The sequence below is a fragment of the Streptomyces sp. 7R007 genome, assembly GCF_054850255.1.
Genome location: NZ_JBTWMV010000002.1, coordinates 66,629 through 86,593, shown reverse-complemented (window position 1 = coordinate 86,593; position 19,965 = coordinate 66,629). Strand labels below are relative to the sequence as shown.

19 protein-coding genes are annotated in these 19,965 nt (G+C 72.6%); 9 read left to right on the top strand and 10 right to left on the bottom strand.

The window, feature by feature from the left end:
* Positions 1-65 precede the first annotated feature (65 nt).
* Positions 66-524: a MarR family winged helix-turn-helix transcriptional regulator gene (locus tag ACYF6T_RS03755; protein WP_461693355.1), complete on the top strand. Its 459-nt coding sequence runs from the start codon at positions 66-68 to the stop codon at positions 522-524.
* Between the two features lie 100 nt (positions 525-624).
* Here the strand turns inward: ACYF6T_RS03755 and ACYF6T_RS03750 are convergent, their stop codons facing one another.
* Positions 625-2,229 (bottom strand): peptide-N4-asparagine amidase, encoded by a 1,605-nt coding sequence (locus ACYF6T_RS03750; RefSeq protein WP_461693353.1) that lies wholly within the window; start codon positions 2,227-2,229, stop codon positions 625-627.
* 56 nt (positions 2,230-2,285) lie between these two features.
* Positions 2,286-3,008 (bottom strand): L,D-transpeptidase family protein, encoded by a 723-nt coding sequence (locus tag ACYF6T_RS03745; RefSeq protein WP_461693352.1) that lies wholly within the window; start codon positions 3,006-3,008, stop codon positions 2,286-2,288.
* Positions 3,009-3,174: 166 nt separating this feature from the next.
* Here ACYF6T_RS03745 and ACYF6T_RS03740 point away from each other — a divergent pair, with 166 nt between their 5' ends.
* From ACYF6T_RS03740 to ACYF6T_RS03725, 4 genes are all read left to right on the top strand, one after another.
* Positions 3,175-4,953 carry an ABC transporter ATP-binding protein gene (locus ACYF6T_RS03740; protein WP_461693351.1) on the top strand — a complete coding sequence of 593 codons (1,779 nt, stop codon included), beginning with the start codon at positions 3,175-3,177 and terminating at the stop codon, positions 4,951-4,953.
* Positions 4,950-6,731: an ABC transporter ATP-binding protein gene (locus ACYF6T_RS03735; RefSeq protein ID WP_461693349.1), complete on the top strand. Its 1,782-nt coding sequence runs from the start codon at positions 4,950-4,952 to the stop codon at positions 6,729-6,731. Before ACYF6T_RS03740 ends, ACYF6T_RS03735 begins: the two co-directional genes overlap by 4 nt.
* A gap of 252 nt (positions 6,732-6,983) precedes the next feature.
* Positions 6,984-7,454, top strand: coding sequence for a DUF5709 domain-containing protein (locus ACYF6T_RS03730; RefSeq protein WP_461693348.1), 471 nt, complete (start codon positions 6,984-6,986; stop codon positions 7,452-7,454).
* Between the two features lie 33 nt (positions 7,455-7,487).
* Complete coding sequence (locus tag ACYF6T_RS03725; protein WP_461693346.1) at positions 7,488-7,748, top strand: type B 50S ribosomal protein L31; 261 nt, start codon at positions 7,488-7,490, stop codon at positions 7,746-7,748.
* A gap of 59 nt (positions 7,749-7,807) precedes the next feature.
* Here ACYF6T_RS03725 and ACYF6T_RS03720 read toward each other — a convergent pair whose 3' ends face one another.
* Positions 7,808-8,602 carry a metal-dependent hydrolase gene (locus ACYF6T_RS03720; protein WP_461693344.1) on the bottom strand — a complete coding sequence of 265 codons (795 nt, stop codon included), beginning with the start codon at positions 8,600-8,602 and terminating at the stop codon, positions 7,808-7,810.
* A gap of 145 nt (positions 8,603-8,747) precedes the next feature.
* Here ACYF6T_RS03720 and ACYF6T_RS03715 point away from each other — a divergent pair, with 145 nt between their 5' ends.
* Complete coding sequence (locus ACYF6T_RS03715; protein ID WP_461693343.1) at positions 8,748-11,261, top strand: DEAD/DEAH box helicase; 2,514 nt, start codon at positions 8,748-8,750, stop codon at positions 11,259-11,261.
* A 19-nt stretch (positions 11,262-11,280) separates the two neighbouring features.
* Positions 11,281-12,147: an acyl-CoA thioesterase gene (locus tag ACYF6T_RS03710; RefSeq protein WP_461693341.1), complete on the top strand. Its 867-nt coding sequence runs from the start codon at positions 11,281-11,283 to the stop codon at positions 12,145-12,147.
* Positions 12,148-12,157: 10 nt separating this feature from the next.
* On the opposite strand, the gene ACYF6T_RS03705 is transcribed toward ACYF6T_RS03710, so the two are convergent.
* Together ACYF6T_RS03705 and ACYF6T_RS03700 are read right to left on the bottom strand one after the other, a co-directional pair.
* Positions 12,158-13,207 carry a DUF6397 family protein gene (locus ACYF6T_RS03705; RefSeq protein ID WP_461693339.1) on the bottom strand — a complete coding sequence of 350 codons (1,050 nt, stop codon included), beginning with the start codon at positions 13,205-13,207 and terminating at the stop codon, positions 12,158-12,160.
* A 125-nt stretch (positions 13,208-13,332) separates the two neighbouring features.
* Positions 13,333-13,740 (bottom strand): roadblock/LC7 domain-containing protein, encoded by a 408-nt coding sequence (locus ACYF6T_RS03700; protein WP_461693338.1) that lies wholly within the window; start codon positions 13,738-13,740, stop codon positions 13,333-13,335.
* 95 nt (positions 13,741-13,835) lie between these two features.
* On the opposite strand from ACYF6T_RS03700, the gene ACYF6T_RS03695 reads away from it, so the two are divergent.
* Entirely contained in the window at positions 13,836-14,264 is a 429-nt protein-coding gene (locus ACYF6T_RS03695) for a PPOX class F420-dependent oxidoreductase (RefSeq protein ID WP_461693337.1), read from the top strand.
* Positions 14,265-14,271: 7 nt separating this feature from the next.
* Here ACYF6T_RS03695 and ACYF6T_RS03690 read toward each other — a convergent pair whose 3' ends face one another.
* The 5 genes from ACYF6T_RS03690 to ACYF6T_RS03670 all read right to left on the bottom strand — a co-directional run bounded on the left by ACYF6T_RS03690 (position 14,272) and on the right by ACYF6T_RS03670 (position 19,211).
* Positions 14,272-14,877, bottom strand: a complete 606-nt coding sequence (locus ACYF6T_RS03690; protein WP_461693336.1) for a GTP-binding protein — start codon at positions 14,875-14,877, stop codon at positions 14,272-14,274.
* Between the two features lie 86 nt (positions 14,878-14,963).
* Entirely contained in the window at positions 14,964-15,377 is a 414-nt protein-coding gene (locus tag ACYF6T_RS03685; RefSeq protein ID WP_461693334.1) for a DUF742 domain-containing protein, read from the bottom strand.
* A 22-nt stretch (positions 15,378-15,399) separates the two neighbouring features.
* Positions 15,400-15,873, bottom strand: coding sequence for a roadblock/LC7 domain-containing protein (locus tag ACYF6T_RS03680; protein ID WP_461693332.1), 474 nt, complete (start codon positions 15,871-15,873; stop codon positions 15,400-15,402).
* Positions 15,870-18,389: a sensor histidine kinase gene (locus tag ACYF6T_RS03675; RefSeq protein WP_461693331.1), complete on the bottom strand. Its 2,520-nt coding sequence runs from the start codon at positions 18,387-18,389 to the stop codon at positions 15,870-15,872. The genes ACYF6T_RS03680 and ACYF6T_RS03675 overlap by 4 nt, the downstream gene beginning before the upstream one ends.
* A 48-nt stretch (positions 18,390-18,437) precedes the next feature.
* A complete protein-coding gene (locus ACYF6T_RS03670) occupies positions 18,438-19,211 on the bottom strand; it encodes an MHYT domain-containing protein (protein ID WP_461693330.1) in 774 nt (257 codons plus the stop codon).
* 152 nt (positions 19,212-19,363) lie between these two features.
* On the opposite strand from ACYF6T_RS03670, the gene ACYF6T_RS03665 reads away from it, so the two are divergent.
* Positions 19,364-19,963 (top strand): class I SAM-dependent methyltransferase, encoded by a 600-nt coding sequence (locus tag ACYF6T_RS03665; protein ID WP_461693328.1) that lies wholly within the window; start codon positions 19,364-19,366, stop codon positions 19,961-19,963.
* The last annotated feature ends 2 nt before the right edge of the window (positions 19,964-19,965 follow it).

Here is a 19,965-nt window from a genome sequence, read left to right as displayed (position 1 = left end):
ACTGGCGGAGCATAGCTCATTGTTACCTATACTCACAATGAATGTCGTCCTGATATTGTTCCCGTATGAGCACCCCCGATCCGGACGGCCTGCTCGCCGACCAGCTGCTGCGGTTCACGCGCCGTGTGCACCGCATCCAGAAACGCCACATCGAGCAGTGCGGCCTCGGCGTCACCCCGGCCCAGTCCCGTCTGCTGCGCACCCTGGCGCACTACGGCTCGCCGCCGCGCATGGCCGACCTCGCCGAGCGCCTTGAGGTGGTCCCGCGTGCCGTGACGACGCTGGTGGACGGACTGGAGGCGGGCGGCAAGGTGCGGCGGGTGCCGGATCCGACGAACCGCCGGGTGATCCGCATCGAGCTCACGGACGAGGGCCGCAAGGCGCTGCGCGAGCTGCGGGGCGCTCGCCGCTCGGCCGCGCAGGAGATTCTGGCGCCGTTGACCGGAGAGCAACGGGCGGTGCTGGGGGGCTTGTTGGACACCTTGGTGGACGGCGGGCCGGAGTCCGGGCGGCGCTGCCGATAGGTGCGGCGCGGGGGCGGCTGCGGATGGTTCGTGGCCGGTCGCGCAGTTCCCACACCCGCAGCCGCCCCCGAGCGGCTTGACCCGTCGTACGCAACTGCCCTTAGCAGCGGTCGCGTTCCTCCGTGAGCACGCCCTGCACGGTGGTCAGCGCACGGTCGTAGCAGCCCGAGGAGCCGTACAGGCGGTAGCGCTCGCTCGTCGTGCCGACCGCGTGCCGCTCCTCGCGCGGGACACCCGTGGTGTACGTGGCGTCTCCGGTGTAGGTGTCGTCGAGCCGCGACCACGCGGTGCGCCGTCCGCCGCGGGTCTCGGTGACCGCGGCACGGTCGCCGAGGGTCAGCACGGTGCGCAGCCGGGCGTCGTCGCCGAGCGTGGTCGTGCCGTTCATCGTGTACGTGCGGTGCGTGCGCGTCGTGCGACCGTCGACCGTGACCGACTCGTCGTCCGTCCAGGTGGCGTCGAGCCCGTCGACGTTCTCGCCGTCCGTCCAGCGGTGCGTGGAGGTGTTGGCCAGGGTGCGGGTGACGGTCGTGGTGACGCGGCCGTGCGAGGTGTCGACGTATCCGGAGACGGTGAGCCGGTGGCCCGCGTCGGTGTCCACGCGTTCTTCGGAACCCGGCGTGTACGTCGAGGAGTTGGCGAGGCCGCCGGCCTTGAGCGCGGTGAGCTTTCCGGTGACCCGCGCGCGGTGCGCGTCCTGCCAGACGAGGATGTTGACGGGCGCGCTCCAGCCGCTCTGCCCTGCGGGGACGCCGACGACGGAGACCTCGACCCGGTGTGGCCGGCCGTCGTTGAGGACGCCGGCGAAGGGCGTCAGGTCGTAGGCGATCGGCTGGACGTCGAAGGCGCGCGGGCCCGGGATGACGTACCAGAGGAAGGGGTTGGACCAGCCGCCGGTCCACACGTGCGGGAACGGCGCGGCGATTCCCGCCAGTTGGCCGTCCACCGTGATCTGCACCTCGCGGTAGGGTCCGCCGTCGGCCTGGCAGGAGTACGGCGCCTTGTCGGGCACGGCCAGGTACCAGAACTCCTCGCAGCCGCCGCCCGATCCGGTGGCGTACACCTCGGCGAGGACGCGCTCGCTGTTGCGCGGGGTGGTGAGGGTGCCGTCGCCGGAGAGGGTGAGGACCTTGTCGGGCGCCGCCTCGGCCGGTTTCCCGGCGTAGAAGGTCAGGGTGACCTTGACGTCGATGACGCCGGTGTAGGTGTCGTCGACGACGTTGCCGATGAGCATCTCGACGTCCCCGGGGTCGCGGAAGGTGTCGCTGTAGCGCGTGACGTCCTTCTCGACGGACCACTCGATACCGTCGGGCGAGGGCTCCGGGGTGGAGGTGCGCAGGATCTCGACCCCGCCGACGTGCAGGTAGCCGAGCCGGTCGTACTGCCGTCCCTTGACCTTTCCGTCGAGCCGCAGCACCACCTTGCTCCAGCGGTCGCCGCAGCCCCGTGGCGGGGTGTAGGTGCCCTTGTACGGCGTGAAGTCCCTGAACTGCGCCTCCGCCAGGGTGACTTGGCAGGACTTTCCGGCGGGCTCGGCCACCGGCGGGGCCGCGGTCACCGGGTCGTGCCAGTCGCTGCCGAACTCGGCCGGGACGTCGGCGGATCGGGATGCGGGGCCGGCGGATTGAGCCGGCGTCGCCCCGAGGAGGGAGCCCGCGAGGAGGGTCGCCCCGGCGAGCATGGACATGATGAACCGTCTCTTCATGGCCGGTGTTCTACGGCGACTCGCCCGTCCCCGCAATGGCGCCTCCGGCAGGAGCGCTAGGCCGACAGGTCCGCCCTGTCCCCCATCACCACCACGGGATGCCGGTCCGGGTCGAGCGTGCGCAGGAGGTACTCCATCGCCGGCCTGGACAGGCTGACGCAGGCCGACGTACCGCTGCCGTGGTCCATGTGCAGCCAGATGCCGCCCCCCTTGGCCTGCCCCTCGGGGCGGGTGGGGTCGTTGGGCGGGGTGCCCTTGACGCGGTTGTAGTCGATGGCGATGACGTAGTCGAAGTCGTGCCAGTGGGACCTCGCCCACCAGCGCGGGGCCGCGAAGGAGGCGTCGCGCGTGTACGGGAGCCGGGCGCCGGGGTCCGCGAGGACGCCGCCCGCGTCGGTGAGCGTGAACACGCCCACGGGACTGCGCCGGTCGCCCTCATGGTGGTCGGTGGTCCAGCCGTTCTTGCCGTTGTGCGCCGGCCAACTGCGCGTGCGCTCCCAGGTGGTGCCGTCCCTCGTGTACAGCACGACCGTCGAGTCGGCCAGGTCCCTGCCCGCCCCGTAGACCGCGACGACCTGGCGGGAGCCGGCCGGGATGCGTCGCTGGAGCCGGTCGCCGACACCGGGGATGCGGGTCGGCGCCGAAGCCGTGGCCGTGTGCCGGGAGCGGGCGTTCGCGCCGTCGTCCCTGCGCGCGCCGCCGTCACACGCGGACAGGAGAGGGAGAAGGGAACAGAGCGCGGCCGTCGCGAGCACCGCACGCCGCACATCACTGCGCATGCACATCGCCCCATGTTCCCACCTGTTTCGGGACGATTGCCGCCACCGAAAACCGTTTGCCTCCGACCACGCAATGACGCGAACCTTTCACGGTTTGCAGTCACTCCCCGCGCTGTCCCGCTTCCGCCCCCACCCCCTGACACGAGCCACCTGGACGTCATCCGTCATGCAGATCCAAGACCTTCCCCATCCCGATCCGGGCGTGCCGGACGCGCGCTCGGGCCCCCGATTCCTGTGGTGGCTGGGCCGGAATCAGCTCGACGGGCAGTTCCGGGCGCTGCTGTGGGGCCTGTTGCACTTCTCGTCGGTCTCCGCGCTGCCGTTCGGCGTCGGCTTCGCCATCCAGGCCGTCGTCGACCGCTCCGGGGCCCGACTCGCCCTCGCGGGCGGGCTGTTGGCCCTCGCCGGTCTCGGCATCGCGCTCGGCGACACCTTCCTGCACCGGGCCGCGATCACCAACTGGATCACGGCCGCCGCCCGCGTCCAGCAACTGCTGGCGCGCAAGGCGGCCCAGTTGGGCTCCGCGCTGACCCGGCGCGTCGCGGCCGGCGAGGTCGTGGCCGTCTCCACGGGCGACGTCGAGAAGATCGGCTGGTTCGTGGAGGCCGTCTCCCGGTTCACCGCGGCGGCGGTCACCATCGTGCTGGTCTGCGTCGCCCTCCTCGTCTACCAGCCGGCGCTCGGCGTGGTCGTCGCCGTGGGCCTGCCCGTGCTGGCGGTCGCGGTGCTGCCGCTGCTGCCGCGGGCGACCCGGCGCGCCGACGTGCAGCGCGAGAAGGCGGGCCGGGCCACCGAACTGGCCTCCGACACCGTCGCCGGCCTCCGGGTGCTGCGCGGCATCGGCGGCGAGGAGCTGTTCCTCGACCGCTACCGCCGCGCCTCCCAGGAGGTGCGCCGGGCCGCCGTGCGCAGTGCCCGCATGTGGTCGCTGATCTCGGCGATCCAGGTGCTGCTGCCGGGCCTGCTGCTGATCGCGGTGGTCTGGTACGGCGTCCGGCTGGCCCGCGAGGGCCGTATCACCGTCGGCGAACTGGTCACCGTCTACAGCTCGGTGATGGTCTTGACCTATCCCCTGCGCCACTTCGAGGAGATCGCCATGGCGTACTCCTTCTCGAAGCCGTCGGCCCGGCGCGCGGCGGGTGTGCTGGCGCTGGAACGGCCCACGGACGCCGCGGGCTCGCTGGAGGCCGACGTCCCCACCGGGGATCTGTACGACCCGTCGAGCGGTCTGCTCGCTCCCGCGGGCAGGCTGACGGCCGTGGTGTGCGGCGACCCGGACGCGGCGGGACGGCTGGCCGAACGGCTGGGCGGGCACGCCTCGGTGGCCGGTGCCTCGGCGCTGCTGGGCGGGGTGCCGCTGGACGAGCTGCCGCTCGCCTCGGCGCGTACGGCCGTCCTCGTCCAGGACAAGGACCCGGTGCTGCTGTCGGGTTCGCTGCGCGAACTGCTCGACGTGCCGGGCTCCGGCGCCGTACGGGCCGACGAGGCGCTGGCCGCCGCGCAGTGCGCGGACGTGCTGGCGGCGCTGGCGCAGGGCTCGCTGGACGCGGCCGACCCGATGGACGCCCGGATCACCGAGCGGGGCCGGTCGCTCTCCGGTGGCCAGCGGCAACGGCTCGCGCTGGCCCGCTCGCTGGTCACCGACCCCGAGGTGCTGGTCCTGGACGAGCCGACCTCCGCCGTCGACTCGCACACGGAGGCGCGGATCGCGGCGGGCCTGCGAGAACTGCGGGCCGGGCGCACGACGGTGGTGTTCACGTCCTCGCCGCTGCTGCTGGACCACGCCGACCGGGTCGTGCTCGTGCACGAGGGCGAGGTCGCGGCGGTCGGCGTCCACCGCGACCTGGTCCACACCGAACCGCGGTACCGGGCCGTCGTGACCCGGGAGACCGATGACGAAGCCGCCCTGCGGGGCGCACGGGAAGAGATCGAGGAGTCGGCATGATCGGCGTGGCGCCACCGGCGTACGACCCGGCGGCCCCGACGACGGCGAGCACCCTGCCCGTCGGCGCCCCCACGACCGTACGCGCCTACGTGGCGGAACTGTTCCGGCGTCACCGCCGGGCCTTCCTGCTGCTCATCACGGTCAACACGGTGTCCGTGATCGCCTCGATGGCGGGCCCCTGGCTGCTGGGCGACCTCGTGCAGCGCGTGTCGGACGGGGCGCGGGAGCTCCATCTCGGGCTCACCGCGGGCCTGTTCGTGCTCGCGCTGGCCGTCCAGGCCGTGTTCGTACGGCAGGTGCGGCTGCGCGGGGCGATGCTGGGCGAGCGGATGCTGGCCGATCTGCGGGAGGACTTCCTGGTGCGGTCGGTGGGACTGCCGCCGGGCGTCCTGGAGCGGGCCGGGACGGGCGATCTGCTGTCCCGGATCACCACCGACATCGACCGGCTGGCCAACGCGATGCGCGAGGCCGTGCCGCAGCTGTCGATCGGCGTGGTGTGGGCGGCGCTGCTGCTGGGCGGCCTGGTGGTCACCGCGCCGTCGCTGGCCGCGGCGGTCCTGCTCGCACTGCCGGTGCTGGTGATCGGCTGCCGCTGGTACTTCAGGCGGGCGCCGTCCGCCTACCGGTCGGAGGCCGCGGGGTACGCCGCCGTGGCCGCCGCGCTGGCCGAGACCGTGGACGCCGGGCGCACCGTCGAGGCCCACCGTCTCGGTGACCGGCGCGTCGCGCTGTCGGAGCGGCGGATCAAGGAGTGGACGGCCTGGGAGCGGTACACGCTCTGGCTGCGGTCGGTGCTGTTCCCGGTCATCAACGCCACCCATGTGCTGGTCCTGTCCTCGGTGCTGATGATCGGCGGCGTCTTCGTGCTGCACGGCTGGATCGACGTCGGCCAGCTGACGACCGGCGCGCTGATCGCGCAGATGCTGGTGGATCCGGTGAACCTGATCCTGCGCTGGTTCGACGAGTTGCAGGTGGCGCAGGTGTCGCTGGCCCGGCTGGTGGGCGTCCGGGACGTCGAGCCGGAGGCGGGTGACGCGTCCGTGGCCCCCGACGGGCAGGACGTGCACGCCGACCGGGTGCGTTTCGGGTACCTGGAGGGCGTCGACGTGCTGCGCGAGGTGTCCCTGGCGGTCGCTCCCGGCACCCGTCTGGCGCTGGTGGGGCCCTCGGGCGCCGGCAAGTCCACGCTGGGCAGGCTGCTCGCCGGCATCTACGCGCCCCGGCAGGGCCACGTCACCCTCGGCGGGGCGGAGCTGTCCCGGATGACCGCCGAACGGGTCCGCTCCCATGTGGCGCTGGTCAACCAGGAACACCACGTCTTTGTCGGCTCGCTGCGCGACAACCTGCTGCTGGCCCGGACGGACGCGGCGGACGCCGAGCTGTGGGCGGCGCTGGGCGCGGTCGACGCGGACGGCTGGGCCCGGGCGCTGGACGACGGCCTCGACACCGAGGTCGGCTCCGGCGGTCTCACCCTCACCCCGGCCCAGACCCAGCAGATCGCGCTGGCCCGGCTGGTCCTCGCCGATCCGCACACGCTGGTCCTGGACGAGGCGACCTCGCTGCTGGACCCGCGTGCGGCCCGGCATCTGGAGCGGTCGCTGGCCCGGGTCCTGGACGGCCGTACGGTGATCGCCATCGCCCACCGCCTGCACACCGCCCACGACGCCGACGTCATCGCCGTCGTCGAAGACGGCCGCATCCGCGAGCTGGGCAGCCATGACGAGCTGGTCGCGGCGGACGGGGCCTACGCGGCGCTGTGGCGGTCCTGGCACGGGTGACCCGGCGGTGAGCCGGTCGGGGGCCGCAGCACGGCGGCCCCCGGGGCCGGGCCGGGCCGCCGCCCTTCGGCCGCCCGGGGGCTCCTCGCGCCGTGCCGTTGCGCGGTCGCGAAAAGGGGTGGAAGGCTGGTTACCGGCACCGGCTCGGGGAGCGCCTTCGGCACTGCCGGGCGCGGCCTGTACCCCGCTCGCCCGCGGCCCAGCGGCCGGCCGCGGTGGCGGCGGTCCCGTCCCCACCCCCTGGAGGTATCCGTGAACAGCGCCGAAGGATGGGGAGACGACGTCTACCAGCCCGACGGATCCGAGATCCAGGACGACGCGGGGCTGCTCGACGCGGAGGACACCCTGGACTATGACGGGGTCGGCGACCCGCTCGACCGCGGCTGGTCGCCGCCGGAGCGGCCCTGGGCCGTGGAGCACGTGGGCGTGACGGCCGCCGAGGGCCATCGCGGGGAGACGCTGGAGGAGCGGCTCGCCGAAGAGCTGCCGGAGCTCGCTACGCCGGACGGCGACGGCATCGGCGACTGCGACGGCACCGACGGGGAACTCCTGGACAACGAGGTCGGCGCCGCCCGCTCCGGCCGTCTCGTGGCCCCCGACGAAGGGGCGCACGAGGACGAGGAGAGCGCGCTCGTCGCCACGGACGTGGGGATCGACGGCGCGGCGGCGTCCGCCGAGGAGGCCGCCATGCACATCGTCGACGAGGACACCCTCTCCGGCTGACCCCACTGCCCACCCCTGTACCGAGGAGCACGCATGCGGCAGGACCAGCACCCCGACTACCACCCCGTCGTCTTCCGTGACCGCGCCGCCGGATACGCCTTCCTGACCCGGTCCACCGCCACCAGCGAGCAGACCATCGAGTGGGACGACGGCGAGACGTACCCGGTGGTGGACGTGGAGATCTCCTCCGAGAGCCACCCCTTCTACACCGGCAAGGCCCGCACGGTGGACTCCGAGGGCCGCATCGCCCGGTTCGAACGGCGCTACGGCGGGGGTGCCGCCCAGGGCGGCTGAGAGCCGGCCGGGCGGGGCCGGACCCCAGCGCAGGCGGCGGCTCGGGCTCCGGCCCGGGCTCAGATGAAGTTGAGCGCCGCCGCGCAGCCCACCCCGCCCAGCAGCATGAACGCCGGCATCAGCACCTTGAGCTCGACCCAGCTGCCGGCCCGGAAGCGCATGGCCTTGGGCGGGCCGATCGGGTACCAGCGCTTGCGGCCGACCGGGATCGGCCACAGGATCGGGCAGCCGGAGACCGTCAGCGCGTCCCCGATGTCGTGCACGATCGCGCCCAGCACGATCGGCAGGCCCAGCCACAGGTACTCCTGCCCGGGCTGGGTGAACAGCCAGTCCGCGCCGTTGCCCGGCTTGTCCAGGACTCCGGCGAGGATCCACGCGCTGGTCGCGGCCAGCAGCCAGACCAGGACGTCGCTGCTGGAACCGCGGGCCGCCCGCCACAGCAAGCCCTCGATGGCCAGCACCATGTGCACGAACAGGATGGCGAGGACCGCCCAGCGGCCGCCGGTGATGGCGGCGACCGACGTGCCCGCGCCGATCAGCACCGCCCAGAGCCAGGTGTGGGTGAGGGTGCGGTGGCCGCCGGAGCGACGCGGGTCGCCCTGCTTCTTCGTCGCCTTGTAGACGGCGTAGGAGAGCTTGTCGACGATCTCGCACAGCCCCCGGGAGAGCGGCCCGAAGGCCCGGGAGATGGTGGCCGCCTTGTGGTCGAGGTCCGGGGCGAGGGCGGCTCCGGCGCAGATCAGGGCGCCGACCAGGAGGACCGGCCAGGGCATCGGGTGCCCGGCCGCGGCGGCCGCCGCGCCCACACCGAGCCAGGCGGCGGCTCCCGACAGTGAGTGTGCTGGTCCCATCATCGCCGTTGCCCGCCCCATTCCTCGTGTGCCGCTGTCCAGTTGACCCGGTGCGCTGACGTTCCGTCGGCGTCACAGCGTACTGGTCGTGATCTTCGTGCCCGCATCCGATTCCCCCATGGAGGAGGACGGCAGGCAAGATGGGTGCGTGACACTCATCGATCAGCTGCCGCCGACCGCCGACCCCGACGCCCTCTACGAAGCCTTCGAGTCGTGGGCCCAGGAGCGCGGTCTGACGCTCTACCCCCACCAGGAGGAGGCGCTGATCGAGGTGGTCTCCGGCGCGAACGTCATCGTGTCGACGCCCACCGGCTCCGGGAAGAGCATGATCGCGGCGGGCGCCCACTTCGCCGCGCTGGCCCGGGACGAGGTCACCTTCTACACGGCGCCGATCAAGGCTCTGGTGTCCGAGAAGTTCTTCGAGCTGTGCAAGCTGTTCGGCACGGAGAACGTCGGCATGCTCACCGGTGACGCCTCCGTCAACGCCGACGCGCCCGTGATCTGCTGCACCGCCGAGGTGCTCGCCTCCATCGCGCTGCGCGACGGCAAGGACGCGGACGTCGGTCAGGTGGTGATGGACGAGTTCCACTTCTACGCGGAGGGCGACCGGGGCTGGGCCTGGCAGATCCCGATCCTGGAGCTGCCCCAGGCGCAGTTCATCCTGATGTCGGCCACTTTGGGCGATGTGTCGTTCTTCGAGAAGGACCTCACGCGCCGCACCGGCCGCCCCACCTCGGTGGTCCGCTCGGCGACCCGCCCCGTGCCCCTGTCCTACGAGTACCGGCTCACCCCGCTCACCGAGACCCTCACCGACCTGCTGGAGAGCAGGCAGGCGCCGGTCTACATCGTGCACTTCACGCAGGCACAGGCCGTGGAGCGGGCGCAGGCACTGATGAGCATCAACATGTGCTCGCGCGAGGAGAAGGAGCAGATCGCCGAACTGATCGGCAACTTCCGCTTCACCACCAAGTTCGGCCGCAACCTCTCCCGTTACGTCCGCCACGGCATCGGCGTCCACCACGCGGGCATGCTGCCCAAGTACCGGCGCCTGGTGGAGAAGCTCGCCCAGGCCGGCCTGCTGAAGGTGATCTGCGGGACGGACACGCTCGGCGTCGGCGTCAACGTGCCCATCCGCACCGTGCTGTTCACCGCGCTGACCAAGTACGACGGCAGCCGCGTGCGCACCCTGCGCGCCCGGGAGTTCCACCAGATCGCCGGCCGCGCCGGACGGGCCGGCTTCGACACGGCGGGGCTGGTCGTCGCGCAGGCGCCCGAGCACGTCATCGAGAACGAGAAGGCGCTCGCCAAGGCGGGCGACGACCCGAAGAAGCGCCGCAAGGTGGTCCGCAAGAAGGCGCCGGAAGGCTTCGTCGGCTGGACGGAGAACACCTTCGAGAAGCTGATCGCCTCCGAGCCGGAGCCGCTGACCTCCCGCTTCCGGGTGACCCACACGATGCTGCTGTCGGTCATCGCCCGCCCGGGCAACGCCTTCGAGGCGATGCGGCACCTGCTGGAGGACAACCACGAGCCGCGCAAGCAGCAACTGCGGCACATCCGGCGGGCAATCGCCATCTACCGTTCGCTGCTGGACGGCGGCATCGTCGAGAAGCTGGAGAAGCCGGACGCCACCGGCCGCATCGTCCGCCTCACCGTCGACCTGCAGCAGGACTTCGCGCTCAACCAGCCCCTGTCCACGTTCGCCCTGGCCGCCTTCGAACTCCTCGACCCCGAGTCGCCGTCCTACGCGCTGGACATGGTGTCCGTCGTCGAGTCGACGTTGGACGACCCGCGCCAGATCCTCGCCGCCCAGGAGAACAAGGCCAGGGGCGAGGCCGTGGCCGCGATGAAGGCGGACGGCGTCGAGTACGAGGAGCGCATGGAGCGCCTCCAGGACATCAGCTACCCCAAGCCCCTGGAGGAGCTGCTCTTCCACGCGTACAACACGTACCGCAAGAGCCACCCCTGGGTCGGCGACCACCCGCTGTCGCCGAAGTCCGTCGTCCGCGACATGTACGAACGGGCGCTGTCCTTCACGGAGTTGGTGTCCTTCTACGAACTGGCCCGCACCGAGGGCATCGTGCTGCGCTACCTCGCCGGCGCCTACAAGGCCCTCGACCACAACATCCCCGACGACCTCAAGTCCGAGGACCTCGAGGACCTGATCGAGTGGCTCGGCGAGATGGTCCGCCAGGTCGACTCCAGCCTGCTGGACGAGTGGGAGCAGCTCGCCAACCCGGAGGAGATGACCGCCGAGGAGGCCCAGGAGAAGGCCGACGAGGTCAAGCCGGTCACCGCCAACGCGCGCGCCTTCCGCGTCCTGGTCCGCAACGCCATGTTCCGCCGCGTCGAACTCGCCGCCCTGGACCAGGTCGAGGAGCTCGGCGAGATGGACGCCGACTCCGGCTGGGACGCCGACGCCTGGGGCGAGGCGATGGACAAGTACTGGGACGAGTACGACGACCTCGGCACCGGTCCCGACGCCCGCGGGCCCAAGCTCCTGGTGATCCAGGAGGAGCCGCAGAACGGCATCTGGCGCGTCCGGCAGATCTTCGACGACCCGAACGACGACCACGACTGGGGCATCAGCGCGGAGATCGACCTCGCCGCCTCCGACGCGGAGGGCCGCGCGGTCGTCCGTGTCACCGACGTCGGCCAGCTGTGAGCCAAGGAGCAACGCACCCATGACGAATCCGGCCGAAAGACTGGTCGATCTGCTCGACCTGGAGCAGATCGAGGTCAACATCTTCCGTGGCCGCAGCCCCCACGAGTCCCTGCAACGGGTCTTCGGCGGCCAGGTGGCGGGCCAGGCGCTGGTCGCCGCCGCCCGCACCACGGACGGCGAACGCCCGGTGCACTCACTGCACGCGTACTTCCTGCGCCCGGGCCGGCCGGGCGTGCCGATCGTGTACCAGGTGGAACGGGTGCGGGACGGCAGGTCGTTCACGACCCGCCGGGTCACCGCCGTGCAACAGGGCCGCACGATCTTCAATCTCACCGCCTCCTTTCACAAGCCTGAGGAAGGTCCCTTCGAGCACCAGCTGCCACCGGCCCGCAAGGTCCCGGACCCGGAGTCGCTGCCGACGGTCACCGAGGAGATCCGCGAGCACCACGGCACGCTGCCGGAACAGCTGGAGCGGATGGCGCGCCGCCAGCCCTTCGACATCCGCTACGTCGACCGGCTGCGCTGGACGCCGGAGGAGGTCAAGGACGCCGAGCCGCGCAGCGCCGTGTGGATGCGTGCCGTCGGACCGCTCGGCGACGACCCGGTGGTGCACACCTGCGCGCTCACCTACGCCAGCGACATGACCCTGCTGGACGCCGTCCGCCTCCCGGTGCAGCCCCTGTGGGGTCCGCGGACCTTCGACATCGCGTCCCTGGACCACGCCATGTGGTTCCACCGGCCCTTCCGCGCGGACGAGTGGTTCCTGTACGACCAGGAGTCACCGATCGCGACGGGCGGCCGGGGCCTGGCCCGCGGGCGGATCTACGACGTGGAGGGGCGGCTGCTGGTGTCCGTGGTCCAGGAGGGCCTGTTCCGCCCCCTGTAGGCCGGCCGCGTCAGGGCGTTCTGCGGCGCAGCCAGCCGAGCAGACCGCGGGTGCGGGCCGACTCCTCGGAGAGGGCCGGCGACTGTCGCGGGATGGCGGGTGCCGGGGGTCGGGCCGTGTCGTGGGGCCGCGCGGTGTTGTGAGGCCGCGCGGTGTCGAGGGGCCGCGCGGTGTCGTGAGGACGCGCGGTGTTGTAAGGACGCGCCGTGTCGTGAGGCCGTGCGGTGTTGTGGGAACGGGCCGTGTCGTGGGAGCGCGCGTCGTCGTGGGGGCGTGTCGGGCGGGGTGCCGGGTGGTGGGCGCGGGCCTCGTCCACCGCCTGTTGCAGGTCGGCACGCAGCCAGCCGATCTCGTCCGCGTCGTCGGCCGTCGCGATCCGCTCGGCGAGGTGCGCGGCGGGCGAGCCCGGCGCGCCGTGCGCCGGTGGCCGCGGCAGGAACCGGTTCAGGTGCGCCTGCTCGTACGGATCGCGGACGATCTCGGCGACCTGGACGGGATCGAGCAGTGAGGCCACGGCCGCCGCCCGCGCCCAGGGATGGTCGTCGGCCTGCCGCAGCAGGAAACCGAGGTGGCGTCCGCGCCAGTTGCGGGGACGCAGGTCCACCCCCGCCGCCAGCTGCTCCCGCAGACCGGCCGGTGTCCGTCCCTTCAGCAGCGGTGCGTTGTCCTCGTCGGCCGCGAACTGCCGTAGCTCCTCGGCCAGATACAGCCAGACCACGGCACGGTAGCGATTGAGATAGAACTTCACCGGCACGATCACGCCGAGCCGGGCCAGGCGCGTGAACTTCGCCGGCGGCACGTCCAGCAGTTCCGCGCCGTCCTTGGTGCCGACCGCCTCGACGCGTCGGCGCAGCGTCTCGGGGAAGCCGTCCTGGGCGTGCAGCCGGTCGATCTCGGCGCGGGGCACGCGCCGGCCGCCGCCTCCCTCGTCGGGGACGGTGCGGACGCATCCGAGCTGGGCGGCGAGGTCGAACTCGCTTCGTTTGAGGCCCAGTTCCCGCGCCGCGCGGCCGGGCGTCAGGGAGGGGCTGTGCGAGGTGGTGGCGGTGTCGCCTGACATGGTCGTCTCCCCCGTGGAGTAGGTGGCCCGCGCCGTTCGCGCGGCCTCGGGAAAAACCGTAGCCGTCACGGCGGATCTCGTGGCGGGCCTGTGGATAACTCCACGGGAGAGAACGAATGCCCAGGTCAGAGGTCTGCGGCTCGCTCCGGCTGCCGGGCATCCACATCGAGACGCTCGCCGACTCGGTTGACGAGCAGCGTCATCTCGTAGGCGATCTGGCCGATGTCGGCCTCGGCGCCGCTGAGCACGCACAGACAGCTACCCGTGCCGGCCGCGGTGACGAACAGCACCGCGTCGTCGAACTCGACCATCGTCTGGCGGACCCGGCCCGCGCCGAAGTGGCGTCCCGAGCCCTTGGCCAGGCTGTGCAGGCCGGACGAGACGGCGGCGAGGTGCTCGGCGTCCTCACGCCGCAGCCCCGTGCTCGCGCCCGCCACCAACCCGTCGTTGGACAGGACCAACGCGTGCCGGACATGCTCGACGCGTTCGGTCAGATCGTCCAGCAACCAGCCAAGTCCCTGGTTCTGCACCATGATCCGGTCTTCTCCCCGTGTGACGACTCCCCCTGGCCGGAGGATCGCCCGCAAGCCTTCCCCACCGCCGCTGTCCGAGCAAGGAGGATGGGGGCATGGCACAGAAGATGACCGATGAGGAATGGCGGGCGTTCGTCTCGCACGGAACCCGCACCGCGAAGCTGTCGACCGTCCGCGCCGACGGGAGCCCGCACGTGACGCCGATCTGGTTCGTGCTGGACGGGGACGACGTGGTGTTCAACACGGGCAAGACGAGTGTGAAAGGGCGGAATCTGGCCCGTGACGGCCGGGCCGCCCTGTGCGTGGACGACGACCGGCCGCCGTACGACTTCGTGGTGCTGCAGGGCCGCGCCCGGATCTCGGAGGACCTCGACGAGGTGCGTCGCTGGGCCACCCGGATCGGGGCGCGGTACATGGGCGAGGAGCGCGCCGAGGAGTTCGGCGCGCGCAACGGCGTGCCGGGCGAACTCCTCGTGCGCCTCACGATCGACAAGGTCCTGGCGCAGAAGGCCGTCGCGAGCTGAGGCGCTCTCAGCCGACCGAGTCGAGCAGCCGGGCGGTGTGCATCCGCCCGGCGTACTCGACGAGCCGGATGAGCACCTCCTTGCCCGAGTCGCGGTCCCGGGCGTCGCACAGGACGACCGGCGTGCCCTGGTTGAGGTCGAGGGCACGCGAGACGTCCTGGGAGCGGTACGTACGGGCTCCCGTGAAGCAGTTGACGGCCACAACGAACGGGATGTGCCGGTGCTCGAAGTAGTCCACGGCCGGGAAGCAGTCCTCCAGCCGCCGGGTGTCGGCGAGGACCACCGCGCCGAGCGCCCCCTGTGACAGTTCGTCCCACAGGAACCAGAAGCGGTCCTGGCCCGGGGTGCCGAAGAGGTAGAGGGACAGGCCGGAGCGGATCGTGATACGACCGAAGTCCATGGCGACCGTCGTGGTGACCTTCTGGTCCACGCCGTCGGTGTCGTCCACCAACTGACCGGCTTCGCTGAGCAGTTCCTCGGTGCGCAGCGGCCTGATCTCGCTGACCGCGCCCACCAGGGTGGTCTTGCCCACGCCGAAACCGCCGGCGACCAGGATCTTCAACGCCAGCGCGGCGGAGTCGCCGCCGTGGGCATCGGAGTGCTCGGAGACCATCGATCACTTCTCTCGGGAATGCCGGCGGCGTCGGCGTCACCGCGGGTGTGTGACGTCGGCGCGACCGGATGGGTGTGAACTTGCATCTACAACGCCCGCAGGCCCTCGATCACCTCGCGCAGAATCCGTTCGTCGGGAAGCTGTGCGGGGGGCACCGGGCGGCTGACCGTCACGCAGCCGAGCTCCAGCAGGTCGCCGAGGAGCACCCTGACCACTCCGAGGGGCAGGTCGCAGCCGGCGGCGAGTTCCGCGACCGACTGCGTCTCGGTGCGGCACAGGTCGATCAGGGCCCGGTGCTCCGGCCCCAGTGCGAGGGCGTCGTGGAAGCCGGCCGCGGCCGCGTCGAGGGTGACGAGGGCGATCAGGTCGAAGCGGACGCCGGTCGGCCCGGGCCTGGTGCGGCCACCGGTCATGGCGTACGGGCGCACCAGGGGGCCGGCCTCGCCGTCGTACCACTGACTGCCCGGCTCGCCCGCGACGCCCCTTCTGTCGTCGGTCATGACGCGTGGACCCCCCTTCGCCTCATCGGGCGGCGGGCGGGCGCGCGGCGGCGCGCGGCGGTGTGTACAGGTGCTCGCCGACCCGCTTGACCAGGCGGGCCATCTCGTAGGCCACCAGGCCGATGTCGGCGGTCACGGCGGTGAGGACGGCGAGGCAGGAGCCGTCGCCGGCGGCGGCCACGAACAGGAAGCCGTCGTCCATCTCCACCATGGTCTGCCGCACTCCGCCGGCGCCGAAGTGCCGCCCCGCCCCCTTGGCGAGGCTGTGGAAGCCGGAGGCGACGGCGGCGAGGTGCTCCGCGTCCTCGCGGCGCAGGTCGGTCGAGGCGCCGACGGCGAGTCCGTCGTTGGACAGCACCACGGCATGGCGTACCTCACTCACCCGGAGCACCAAGTCGTCCAGCAGCCAGTCGAGTTCTCCGGACCTCCCCCACTCCCGGCTTCGTTCACGCGGGGGGACCCCCATGCCGGCCCTCATGCTCGGATCCTGGATCATCGGCGGTCTCCTTCGGTGCTGTCGCTGCCCTCGGGGGCATCGGGAGTGGCGCCGCGGCCGGGCTGCCTGCCGCCGCCGCGCGCCCAGCCGTCCCGGTAGGCCGCCATGCGGTCCCGTACGGCTTCGGGGCTGCGCTGGTCGTCGTCGGGGGCGGCGGGGGTGCGGGCGGGTTCCTCGGCGCGCGGTCCGCGAAGTTGGGGGGCGAGGCTGGCCTGGCGGACGCGGCGGGGCAGGTCGTCGGAGTCGGCGGGCTGGTCGGGCTCCTCCTGATCGTCCGGGGGCCGGTGCAGGCGCAGGGCAGTGACTCCTGGGGGCGGTGCGTCGGCGGACGTCCGCGCGGGGGCGACGAGTGCGGGCCGCTCGGCGGACGCCGGGACGGACTCCTGGTGCGGGGCGGGCGCGGGCACGCGCGCGTAGGCCCGTTCCGCCGGGCGCTCGGCCTCGGCCACCCCGCCGGGGGAACGTTCCGCCGCGCCGCTGTGCAGCAGCGCGGTGGGCAGCAGGACGACCGCGGTCGTGCCCCCGTAGGGCGAGGTGCGCAGGTGCACCTTGATGCCGTGCCGGGCCGCGAGCCTGCTGACCACGAACAGGCCGAGCCGGTCGCTGTCGAAGAGATCGAGCGCCTCGGACTGCGCGATACGGCGGTTGGCCTCGGCGAGGGTCTCCTTGCCCATCCCCAGCCCGCGGTCCTCGACCTCGACGGCGTAGCCGTTGCCTACGGGTTCACCGGTGACGCGCACGCGCGTGTGGGGCGGCGAGAACTGGGCGGCGTTCTCGACGATCTCGGCGAGCAGGTGGGTGAGGTCGGCGACGGCGGCGCCCACGACGGCCGCCTCGGGCAGCTGGCGTACCTCCACGCGCGCGTAGTCCTCGACTTCGGAGACGGCCGCGCGGACCACGTTCGTCAGCGACACCGGCATGCGCCAGGCGCGGCCGGGTGCGGCGCCGGAGAGAATGATCAGGCTCTCGGCGTGGCGCCGCATGCGGGTGGTGAGGTGGTCGAGCCGAAAGAGGTCACTCAGTTCGTTCGGGTCCTCGGAGCGGCGTTCCATGCTGTCCAGCAGGCTCAGCTGGCGGTGCACGAGGACCTGGCTGCGGCGGGCGAGGTTGACGAAGACCCCGGAGATGCCGCTGGCGAGCTCGGCGCGCTCCACGGCGGCCCGCAGCGCGGCCCGGTGCACGGTTCCCAGGGCCTCGGCGACCTGACCGGTCTCGTCCTCCGCGGGTGGTCCGGGCGGCGCTTCGGCCCGGATGTCGATCTCCTCGCCGGCCCGCAGTCTGCGCATGGCCTCGGGGAGTTTGCGCCGGGCGATCTCCAGCGCGCCGTTGCGCAGGCTGACCAGCTCGACGACGAGACCGCGGCCGATGCGCACCGAGATGACGAGCGAGGCGACGACGGCGGCGAGGCCCATCAGGACGGCCGCGCCGGCCGGGGTGAGCAGGCCGCGGGTGAAGGGATCCGCGCGGTCCGCGACGTCGTGCCCGGCGCTCTGCTCGATGGCGCGCATCCCGTCCTGCACGCGCGTGTGCGCGCCCGACCAGTCGGCTGCCGGTGCCGCGCCGAGGGCCCGTTCGCCCGGTGCCCTGGCGAGGACCCGGTCCTCGGTGGCGGTCAGGGCCGTGTAGGCGCCGCCGTCGGCGAGTCGGCGCCAGGCGGCGCGTTCGGAGCCGCGCAGGTCGACGGCGGCGGACGCGGTGAGGGTACGGCGGGTGTCGACGGCGCCGGTGAACAGCCGCAGCCGCTCGCCGCCGAGGCCGCCGGTGAGCCGGGCGCCGGCCAGGACCGCGTCCTCCTGCGCCAGCGCCTCGCCCGCGCGGGAGAACTCCAGCAGCACGCGCGCGTCGGATCCGAGGTCGGCGTCCTGGATGCCGGTGAGCGCGCCGCCCACCTCGAAGGCGCTCGCGATGGTCCTGGTGTACCGGCCGTAGGTCTCGTCCCAGCCGGCGCGGCGGTCGAGGACCTCGGTGCGCAGCGGGCGCAGTCGCTCGGCGCCGGTGACGAAGGCCCGGAGCCGGCCGGCCACCCCGGCGGGCAGTTCCTCGCTGTCGGCGACCGTGTTGCCGTCGCCGAGGCGCAGGGCGGCCAGGGCCCGGTCGGTGGGCGCTTGGAGCCTTCTGTAGTCGGCGCACGCCCCGGCGGACGTCGCGCAGCGCACCCCGGCCGTGCGCTCGGCCTGGAGTGCGGCGACGGCGGTCGCGACAGGGGTGCGGATGGTGGAGTCGACGCGCTGCAACTGCCGTAGCCGGGCGATGTCCTGGGCGGTGGTGACGGTGGCGTACGCCCACAGGGCCAGCAGGGAGACCACCGGCACCATCAGCAGGCAGACGATCTTGGCCCGGACGGTGCGGGGGCGCAGACGTCGGCGTCCGGCGCGCGCGGGTGCGTCGTCCGGTGCCGTGCCGGCGGGATCGTCGAGGAGTTCGTCGGCCGGTGGTCCGGCGTGGGCGCGGCGGCCGCGCGGCGGTGCGGGCGGCGTCTCGGCGCCGGGTGTCGGGGTCCTGCGGGGTGTGCGCATGGCCTCCTCGCTCGGGAGTCGTTCGGGGGCGTGCCGTGCGGACCGGTGTCAGCGGGCCAGGCTCTCGACCGGTTGTTGCGCGGAGGCGGACGCCTCGCGTTCCCCCGTGGTGGGCGACAGCGCGACGAAGGCCGAGGTCAGGAAGAGGTAGGACCCGAGGCCGACGGCGAGGGGGAAGATGAACTGCATCGCCGTGGCCCCGGGCAGGGTGCCGCCGGAGGGCGTGACGCGGACGCTCACCGCGAACATCGCCGTGTAGTGCATGCTGCTGACCGCCGCACCCATGATCAGTGAGGCGATGGCGACGGCGACGGGCGACTTGATGTTGAGCCCCGCCCACAGGGCCGCCGTCGCGGCGACGACCGCGATCAGGACGGAGAGCCCGACGAGGGCCGGGTCGTAGTGGATGTGTCCGTGCAGGCGCACCGCCGCCATGCCGAGGTAGTGCATGCTGGCGACGCCGAGCCCGGTGGTCAGGCCGCCGAGCAGCAACGCGCGCGTGCGGTCGCGGCTGTATCCGACGGCGAAGACCCCGGCGCACACGACGAGCATGGCGACGAGCAGGCTCACGATGGTGAGCGGTACGTCGTAGCGGATGTCGGTGCCGCTGACGCCGAAGCCGAGCATCGCCACGAAGTGCATGGTCCAGATGCCGGTGCCGATCGCCGAGGCGGCGGTGATCAGCCAGTTGCGGCGGGAGCGTCCGGTGGCGCCGAGCGCGCGGACGGTGCAGCGCAGCCCGAGGGCGGCGCCGATGCTGGCCATCGCGTACGACAGCACGGGGGTCAGCCAGCCGAAGGTGGCGTGGTCCAGGTGTCCCATGGCCTGGGGACGCTAGCGGGGGCACGGGCGCACAAAGGGGGCGCATTTCGAAAAGTGCCGGAATATGGCGCAGACGTGCACCTCGGCGATCGCGCGAAGCTCGAACGTGTGCGCTGCGGCATCATCCGTGTCGGTGAGGAATCATGCGGAGCATGAGCGACGACCACACACACGTCCAGGAGTTCTTCACCGCCCGCGCCGCGGACTGGGACAGCAAGTTCCCGGACGACGGCCCCGCCTACGCGGCGGCGGTGGCCGGCCTCGGGCTGCACGAGCGAGACCGGGTGCTGGACGCGGGCTGCGGCACCGGACGCGCCCTGACGCCCCTGCGTGCGGCCGTGGGAGCCTCGGGAGTGGTCGTCGGGGCCGATCTGACCCCGGCGATGCTCCAGGCCGCCGTGCGGGCGGGACGGGACCGCGACGGGCGGCTGCTGCTCGCCGACGTGGCAGAGCTGCCACTGCGGTCGGAGTCGCTGGACGCGGTGTTCGCGGCCGGGCTCATCGCGCATCTGCCCGATCCGTCGGCCAACCTGCGGGAGTTGGCGCGGGTGCTGCGCCCCGGCGGCACGCTGGCGCTGTTCCACCCCGTCGGCAGGGCGGCGCTCGCGGCGCGCCAGGGGCGGCAGATCACGCCGGACGACCTGCGCGCGGAGGCCAATCTGCGCCCGCTGCTGGCCGGTTCGGGCTTCCGCATGACGTCATACGTCGACGAGGACGCCCGTTTCCTGGCACTGGCCGTGCGTGCGGGCTGACG